Annotated in this window: 9 protein-coding genes; 5 read left to right on the top strand and 4 right to left on the bottom strand. The window is 45.6% G+C overall.

Going from position 1 to position 8,515, the window contains the following annotated elements:
• Positions 1-215 precede the first annotated feature (215 nt).
• The 4 genes from citX to IV55_RS10355 all read left to right on the top strand — a co-directional run bounded on the left by citX (position 216) and on the right by IV55_RS10355 (position 3,224).
• Positions 216-776: a citrate lyase holo-[acyl-carrier protein] synthase gene (gene citX / locus IV55_RS08125; RefSeq protein WP_057811145.1), complete on the top strand. Its 561-nt coding sequence runs from the start codon at positions 216-218 to the stop codon at positions 774-776.
• Positions 776-1,645: a triphosphoribosyl-dephospho-CoA synthase CitG gene (gene citG, locus IV55_RS08120; RefSeq protein WP_057811143.1), complete on the top strand. Its 870-nt coding sequence runs from the start codon at positions 776-778 to the stop codon at positions 1,643-1,645. Before citX ends, citG begins: the two co-directional genes overlap by 1 nt.
• A gap of 90 nt (positions 1,646-1,735) precedes the next feature.
• Entirely contained in the window at positions 1,736-2,479 is a 744-nt protein-coding gene (locus IV55_RS08115; RefSeq protein WP_057811141.1) for a glucose 1-dehydrogenase, read from the top strand.
• 568 nt (positions 2,480-3,047) lie between these two features.
• Entirely contained in the window at positions 3,048-3,224 is a 177-nt protein-coding gene (locus IV55_RS10355) for a hypothetical protein (protein ID WP_225425837.1), read from the top strand.
• Positions 3,225-3,314: 90 nt separating this feature from the next.
• On the opposite strand, the gene IV55_RS08110 is transcribed toward IV55_RS10355, so the two are convergent.
• The 4 genes from IV55_RS08110 to IV55_RS08095 form a co-directional block, all read right to left on the bottom strand.
• Positions 3,315-4,277 carry an ADP-ribosylglycohydrolase family protein gene (locus tag IV55_RS08110; RefSeq protein WP_057811139.1) on the bottom strand — a complete coding sequence of 321 codons (963 nt, stop codon included), beginning with the start codon at positions 4,275-4,277 and terminating at the stop codon, positions 3,315-3,317.
• 10 nt (positions 4,278-4,287) lie between these two features.
• A complete protein-coding gene (locus IV55_RS08105) occupies positions 4,288-5,244 on the bottom strand; it encodes a diacylglycerol/lipid kinase family protein (RefSeq protein ID WP_057811137.1) in 957 nt (318 codons plus the stop codon).
• Positions 5,245-5,786: 542 nt separating this feature from the next.
• Positions 5,787-7,529, bottom strand: a complete 1,743-nt coding sequence (gene rnjA / locus IV55_RS08100; RefSeq protein ID WP_057811136.1) for a ribonuclease J1 — start codon at positions 7,527-7,529, stop codon at positions 5,787-5,789.
• Positions 7,530-7,532: 3 nt separating this feature from the next.
• Entirely contained in the window at positions 7,533-7,745 is a 213-nt protein-coding gene (locus tag IV55_RS08095) for a DNA-directed RNA polymerase subunit epsilon (RefSeq protein ID WP_057811134.1), read from the bottom strand.
• 255 nt (positions 7,746-8,000) lie between these two features.
• Between IV55_RS08095 and IV55_RS10420 the strand changes: the two genes are divergently transcribed.
• Positions 8,001-8,515 (top strand): hypothetical protein (locus tag IV55_RS10420; RefSeq protein ID WP_057811132.1); only part of this gene is annotated, 515 nt, incomplete at its 3' end.

Below are 8,515 nucleotides of genomic sequence, written 5' to 3'. Positions count from 1 at the left end.
CAATCCGGTAGGTGGTTCGTAGTCTGCACAGCGACTTGACTTTTGTCCCACGTTTTCGCTATTTAAGTGCGTGCAGCAAAAAGCGAGTTTGGGACAAGATAACCTATGTCCCAGACTTTTTTATATGAGGCATTAATGATTTCTGGGTCAACGACAAAATATCGTGAGTAGCGTAAAATGAATTTGGAACTTAAGAGAGAAGAGGCGTTTTGAACATGGCAACGGATATTTTTGAACACGGAACGAAACAAGACATTGCGGCTGTTTTAGCGAATAAAGATGCACGCGTCATGAAGCAACGTCAACTAGCTGGTAAATACCCTAGTCAAACGATTGTTGCCTTGAAACTAAATGTACCCGGCCCGATTAAAAACAATGATGAATTATCGCGCTTATTTGATGCAGGCAATGCAGAATGGCGCCATCGTTTGGCTAGTCAACAGCTTGTCGTGGTTGACGAGGTAAAATGGGATAAGCCAACTGGACGTGAGGCATTTGATGTCGTTGACGCGAAGGCTGATCAAGTTAAACACGCAGCGGTGGCTTTCGAAGATGAGTTCGATCTCGGCCGTCTGTTTGATGTAGACGTACTGATGGTCAGCGACGGTAGTGTTATTTCCTTGTCACGAACAAATTTTGGTTTACCAGCTCGGCGTTGTTTGATCTGTGGACGACCAGCAAAGGATTGCGCGCGGTCTCGTCGGCATAGTGTGGCAGAGCTGCAACAAACTATTAGCACGATGTACGCTGATCATTTCGGCGAGGGGTTAATCTAATGGTGGATAACAATCTGCCATTGAGGCTAACTAAATTAGCGCAGCGTGCCTTGTTGTATGAAGTGTCAGTTAACCCTAAGCCGGGATTAGTGGATCCTGTCAGCGCAGGGGCGCATCCAGACATGGACGTGTTTATGTTCATTGATAGTGCAACCAGTTTGTTAGACTATTTTGAAAAATGTGCTCAAGCGGGGATTACGGCTGCCCAAACGGGGACGATTGGCCGCCAATTGTTTCAGGTGATCCGTCCGTTAGGAGTCGTTGCTGAACAGGAAATGTTTGCTGCAACCGGTGGTGTTAATACACATAAAGGGGCTGTCTTTTCGCTGGGTGTGATTGTTACGGCGACCGCTGTTCAAATGACTGTAGATAGCAAGTATTCAACTGAACGAGTTATTGCTATTACCAAACAAATGTTAAAAGGACTTGTTTCCGAGGATTTTGAGCGCATACAACAAAAAGATCCCGTTAGTTTGACTGCAGGAGAACGACAATTCTTGCAGTACGGTAAAACAGGGATTCGCGGTGAGGCAGAGGCCGGCTTTCCAACTGTCACTGAATTAGCTTTGCCAGCTTTACGAAAAAGTACGGGTTCAACAATGCAGCGGCTATTGGATACATTGATACACATTGCAGGTAATACGGATGACTCGAATTTAATCAAGCGCGCAGGTACGCCAACCATAACAGCGTGGATGCATGACCAAGCAGATTATTATTTTTCGCTTGGTGGTAGCAAGATCGCAGCAGGACGCGAATTTTTAAACGATTTAGATGTCACTTTCACGAAGCGTCATTTGAGTCTAGGTGGTTCAGCCGACTTATTAATCTTAACGATTTACTTTGGGTTATTAGAAGGCATTATCTAATTTAAAGTCAGAGACAACGATAAACGTTGCTTCTGGCTTTTTAGTTTGTAAGCGGATACAATTAACTTAATTAACTAAGGAGGCTACACAATGTCAAATCGTTTAGATGGTAAAGTTGCTATTGTTACAGGTGCTGCTGCAGGAATTGGGAAGGCAATTGCTGAAGGTTTCGCCCGCGAAGGTGCTAAGGTTGTTGTTACCGCAGATCATAATGTTGACGGTGGGACAGCTGTTGCTGACAGTCTTGGCGATGCCGGCTTATTCGTCCAACAAAACGTTGCTGAAGAAGCAGATTGGCAAAAAGTAATTGATGCCACGACTGACAAGTTTGGTCATGTGGATATCGTGGTCAATAATGCTGGGATTGGTGGGCATAACGGTTCTATTGAAGACTTTAGCTTAGAAGACTGGCAAAAAGTGATCGATGTTAACTTGACTGGGAATTTCCTTGGTGTCAAACATGGGATTAACGCAATGAAGGCCAATGGCGGAAAAGGGAGCATCATCAACGTGTCTTCAGTTGCTGGTCTCCGTGGTCTACCAATGGCCGCACCATATTCAGCCAGCAAGGGTGGTAGTCGCTTATTGACGAAGGCAGCTGCATTATCAGTTGCCAATGAAGGGTTAGCTATTCGTATCAACTCAGTTCACCCAGGCTGGGTCGACACAGCGATTATCCCCGAACAGGTTCGTGATGCTGTTACGAAGACGATTCCAATGGGGCACATGGGGCAGCCGGAAGACATCGCTAACATGTGCATTTTCCTTGCTTCGGATGAAGCAGCCTACGCAACTGGTGCTGAATTTGTCGTTGATGGTGGTCAGAACGCTTAATTGATTGAACGCCTATCTGAGAGATGTAAAGATAGCAGGATTACAGCCGAAATTTGCTTGGCTGTAATCCTTTTTTTGTATAACAAGATGCTGATAGGATAGTTATTGTAATTAACAAGCGTCGTTCAAACGAAAATTGTTTTTGCTACGACTAGCGTGAGAGATTTGATTGCGGTAAGCAATAGCGAAATGAAGGCAAAATAGACGTGTAAATCGGGCTTGCTGGGGGATTTTTGCAGCCTGAATCAGCGTTAATTTGATCCTTGAAATATGACAAACAGAATACAAATTTAATGGTCAATTTTCAAGGCAGAATTGGACAAATTATTGTGCACGTTTCAAATCAGTAAAATCCATTGGTAAATATAGAACGTGGTATATACAATCTAACATTAAAAAACAATAATAAAACGGGACTTTTGGGCAGTCCAACAGTGTGGAAAAATAATGAGTTAAATGTGTTCACACTTCTATAGAAAGGTGCTATAGTAACTCGTGAATTGAAGGAGCTTTTATTGCTTCCGCATAATCGGGGTCATTGACCCTTAGGTGAAATGGAGTGTTAAAGGTGAGTAACAAGACAGAGATTCTTGAAGAATACCGTGAGGCAACTACTGAACTGGCAGCCCTTCAGGATACCTCAGCCACAGACAAGCAAGGCATGCCTAATCGCATTGATTCTTTACGCGGTAAGTGTGACCAGCTTGATGCCATCCTTGAAGCGATGGACGCGGCCGAAGACTAACCCAAAAAATAAACGATGGTACCATCTAGTACTACCGTCAACAAAACCACCCATGTATCGACAGCTGTCGGCACATGGGTGGTTTTGCGTTTATTTGAAATTAGCACTGTTAGCGGCTTTTTTTAGCCAATAGGTTAGTTGCGTTTTATCCTGTAGCTCTGCCAGCCAAGTGTCAGGGATACTAGCGAAGCCATCACGAACGGCGACTAATCCGCCGGCGATGCTGGCAATTGTATCCGTGTCACCACCAAGCCGAATGGCGGTCGTGACGACGGCTTCATAGGTTGCACAATTGGCCAACAGCCACCAGCAGGTTAATAGTGTGTCCACGACGTAACCGCTTGTAGATAAGTTGGCAGCAGATTGTTGGTAAAAGGCGTCGGTCGTGAGTGCGGTGTAATAATGGCATTCATTTGTTAGGGCGGGATTCATGGCGACTGCGGCAAATGCATCGTGAGTAGCCTCCTGCAGCGTTGTAATGTCGAATGCAGCACTTGGATCCTGCAGACGTCCCAGAAGCGCGATGTAAATGAAGCAGGCGACTGTTGATCGTGGATGACCATGTGTTAGCTGAGCAAACTGACAGCTCAGTTTTAGGACTGCTGGCATTTGTAATGGTCGGTAACCAGCTGTTTGAACTGCTAACAGGCCAACCGGCAGCATCCGCATCAAGGCGCCATTACCATTGTTGGCCGCCGTTGTATTTGCAGCGGTCAGTGGATCATGTGTGCGATTAAATTTATCGATAGCGATTTCTGTGCCAGCGCCAATATCAAAGGTGATGTTGGTGGGCGTAAACGCAGTGTGGTTGAGCCAAGCTGAGAAATATTGCATTGTTTCAGTTAAAACATCATTAGTGGGCACCGCTAAGGCAGCAATTGTTGCCAAAGTGAGACTCGTATCATCAGACCAGGATCCAGCGGGAATGTTTTTTGATCTGGATAACATGTGGGTGATGGTCTGTCCCGCCGGGTGAAATTGAGTAGGCTGCCCTAAAGCATCAGCGACTGCAACACCATAGAGACCTGCCTTCAAAGCTGAAAGTTGGTTCATAATAACCTCCTTACGCTTGTGTAAACCAAAATGGATACTGATCGATGGTCAGATAAATGTCGAAAGAGCGGCTGCCCATCTCCTCGCCATCAACTTGACCGTGTTCTAAAGATGAAACGCTTAAATGGATCTTCTCTGCTTGGTAATGATGGACTTGCTTGAAGCCTAGATGGCGTCCAGCACCCATCATCATGAATAAAAAGATGAAGCGGGGAATTCGCATTTTTTCAACAATAATCACGGACAATTTGCCATCGGTCACGGATGCAATTGGCAAAATTCGCACGCCACCGCCAAAGTAGGGATGGTTACTTGTTGTTAGCAAGAACCCGTTATTAAAGACCTCACGCTGGTCATCAATTTGCAAGGTGACAGGAAAGGCATCTTGGTGAGTCAGTACACCAGCTAGTTGCGCCATGTAAGCCAGACTGCCGATGTGTAGGTGATTTAGAAGCCCTTTTTGTGAACTATGGTTAGCGGCGCTCACAACAGCGGCATCGAACCCAATTCCAACATTATTAACGAAATACCGGTGCTCATGCTTGATAGTTTCATCGTAATGACCGATATCAAGGATTGTCGGTTCGGTCGCTGAAATGATCTGTTGGAGGGCGATATCCGGGTTACGGCTAATGCCAGCCCCACGAGCAAAGTCATTTCCTGAGCCAGCTGGCAAATAGGCGATGGGGAGTGGATCTCCAGTAGTGCCAAGTTTTAAGCCGTTTAAAGTTTGATTTAACGTACCATCGCCACCAACCACTAATACGATGTTCGTATCAGTAGAATCTGGTTGGACCCGTTTAGCGTACAGTTCAGCTAATAAGGTTGCGTGACCTGGGTACCGCGTTTCAGCTAGTTGGTAGGTGATACCCGCCTGTTTCAACTTCGGGGAAGCAGCATCCCATATTTTGCTGGCCCGTCCGCGACCGGCATGACGATTTAAGATAACGTAGAAGTGGCGACTCATTTTGGCTTCCTCACAATGCGACAAATTTCATTACTATTATATAAACTGATGTTAAACGAACCCGCAATTTTTTTGGCTTGTTTAGGTTTTCTTAACGTTCTACGGTGTGTATCAATGAAAACCAGGTCAGCAGCGAGCGCCACAAACCCAGTAAAAAGCTAAAGCAAGGGGGGACAGTAACCGTCAAACGTGAACTGGATTAGCAAATAAACAGTGAACAGCGAGTTACTGCAATTTAGATGGCTAAAGATTTTATTGAGGCAGTTACTGGGCTTATGTCGTTGCCTTCGCGAAAAGCGCAGGCAACGCATTCCTTCAGAACCAAGTCATTAGCGATAGAGGGGCAACACCATGGCGAGAGCGAAAGCTGCGAAGAATCTTCGCAAAGCTGGAGCGGTAAGACATAATGTTACCCCGACGGCGAGTGAAACGAGCTCGCTAATGGCTTGGTTCTGAAGGACACAGCTGTACGCGCATAAAACAGCCCCGTAAGACAGCCACTAAGTAACAGTGGTTGTCTTACGGGGCCTTGTAGCGCTTAACTATTCAGCATCTGCTGCAACTTCTTTAGCTTTGTCAGCAGCAGGGCGTTTAGCAGGTGTGTTTGTGCTTGTCATAATCAATTCAGGCAAAATCAATGGGTGACGTTCCGTCTTCTCGTATAAGAAGTTTTGGAGGTCATCGATGATTGCTGTACGAATTGATGCTTCAGTAGCACGATTATCTTTCATTGCGCGGCGGATTGTCCGGAACACGCGCCGGCGGCCTTCGTTGATCATGTCACCGGATTCTCGCATGTAGACGAACCCGCGGCTTAACAGATCAGGACCAGCTTGAATTTCTTTATTCTTTAGGTCAATTGTGGCAACGACCACGACTAAGCCTTCTTCAGAAAGCATTTGCCGATCGTGCAGAACCACGTTACCGATATCACCGACACCATTACCGTCGACATAAACGTCACCGGCATTGAAGTGACCAGCTTTACGAGCAGAATCAGCTGTTAAAGCAAGCACGTCACCATTTTCCATAATGAAGGTGTTTTCTTCAGGGACATCACATAGTTGCGCCAGTTGCGTATGAATCTTTTGCATCCGGTATTCACCATGAATTGGCATGAAGTACTTAGGTTTGATCAAACGAAGCATCAATTCCTGGTCAACTTGACCACCATGCCCAGAAGTATGGATGTTGTTGACAGCACCATGGATAACTTCGGCACCGGCTTCTTCCAATTCGTTGATCACACGGTTAACACTCGTTGTATTCCCAGGAATTGGGTTACTGGAGAAGATAACCGTATCATTTGGTTGAATTGCGATTTGACGGTGAGTTCCGTTGGCAATCCGTGAAAGGGCGGCCATTGGTTCACCTTGCGAACCAGTACATAGAATCAATGTTTCCTCAGCAGGGAGGTTCTTCAATTCAGAAGCATCAACGAGCACATCGTCAGGAATGTTCAGGTAGCCTAGTTCACGACCATTTACGATGGCCGCTTCCATAGAGCGTCCGAACACGGCAATCTTACGATGGTGTTGAATGGCCGCTTCAGCAGCTTGCTCAACCCGTGAGATGTTTGAAGCGAAGGTGGCAAAGATAATCCGGCCATCGATTTTATCAAACAGCTTGTGGATGGATTCACTGACCCAACGTTCTGACTTAGTGAATTCAGGACGTTCTGCGTTGGTCGAGTCAGAAAGCAGACATAAGACACCTTCTTCACCAAGTTTTGCCATCCGTTGTAAGTTAGGTGCAGGGGTGTTAATTGGTGTTAAATCGAATTTAAAGTCACCGGTTTGAACAATTGTTCCAGATGGTGTCTTAACAGCCACACCCAAAGTGTCGGGAATACTATGGGTGGTGCGGAAGAATGACACGCTCGTTTTACGGAACTTCAATACAGTGTCTTCATTAATTTCGTGCAATTCGGTCGTTTGTAATAGGCCATGTTCTTCCAACTTGTTCTTGATCAATGCCATTGGCAAAGGACCAGCGTAAATTGGCACGTGAATTTGTTGCAATAGGAAGGGAATTCCACCAATGTGGTCTTCGTGTCCGTGGGTGATTACAAGCGCCTTAATTTTCGACTCGTTTTGCTTTAGGTAAGAATAATCAGGAATGACATAATCGATCCCTAATAACTCGTCTTCAGGGAACTTGATACCGGCATCAATGACGATAATTTCGTCTTGGAATTGAATACCATAAGTATTTTTCCCGATTTCACCGAGTCCACCAATCGCATAAACGGCTGTTTCGTTGTTTTTAATGTTAAGTTTTGCCATAAACTAGAACTCCGTTAACTTGTAGCTAGCACTCTGTTGTTCGTAGTCGAGGGCGTTACCTTCAAGTGGTTCAATGTATTCAACATTGTATTCTGTGTTGCTTTCAACAGCGGTCATAGCGGCTGCTTCGTTTTCAGCGTCTAAGTAAAGTGACTTTGTGTCCTCACGTTTAGGGCTGCGAACCTTTGTTTCTTGATAATAAACTTTGAAAATCATGTGTGTATCTCCATTTCTTGATTTGTATTCCAAACAGAACCGTCACTAAGGAGCAGGCGGTCGGTCTAGGATGATTAAGGTGTTTTTTCCCGAACAGCGGTTGTGAAATCACAACATTTGCTGTCAATTCTACCATAGCAAACCCGTGATGTACACAGAACGAACGTGTGCCAAGCGTTTTCGCACAGTTCGTTTCATCGCGAGCTTGAGTGGCGTATGCTAGACTTATGAGTAAAGTAAACGGAGGCGTTTAAAATGCTGCTGACTGTCATTACGATTGTGATTGGAATTGCCTTAGCGCTTATTATTTATCGTGTTGTGCAACGAATGATCGTGCGCCACGCTAGTACGATTGTGACGAGTGATGCGCAATCAACAACGGCTGAAGCGATGACCGCTGCATTAGAACAGATGGTGACAGAGCACACCTTGGTGGATGCACAACGCCATTACAGTGATGTTCAAACCGTGGCTGACGTTTGGGGCCGCGGCGTCATGGCATTTGAATTCACCATCGCAAGTGGCATGCTCGCAGCAGATGAATTACCAACATTGCGGCGCCCGCTAAACAACGCGTTGGGTGAATACGCAGGTGCGCATCATGTTAAACGTATTTCAACGGCGCATCCAACCTTTATTGTCACTGACCTGTGGTTGTTTGAAGGAAATATACACATCGACGTCGCTTATTTAATGAATGAATCGACGGTCGAGTACATTCAGGATCTGAAAAAATTGTCGGCATCGGAAAAAGAAGAGAGCGAGAAATA

Origin of the sequence: Furfurilactobacillus siliginis (genome assembly GCF_001437435.1) — a bacterium.
Taxonomy (GTDB): domain Bacteria; phylum Bacillota; class Bacilli; order Lactobacillales; family Lactobacillaceae; genus Furfurilactobacillus; species Furfurilactobacillus siliginis.
This window is presented reverse-complemented; position numbering and strand designations above follow the sequence as displayed.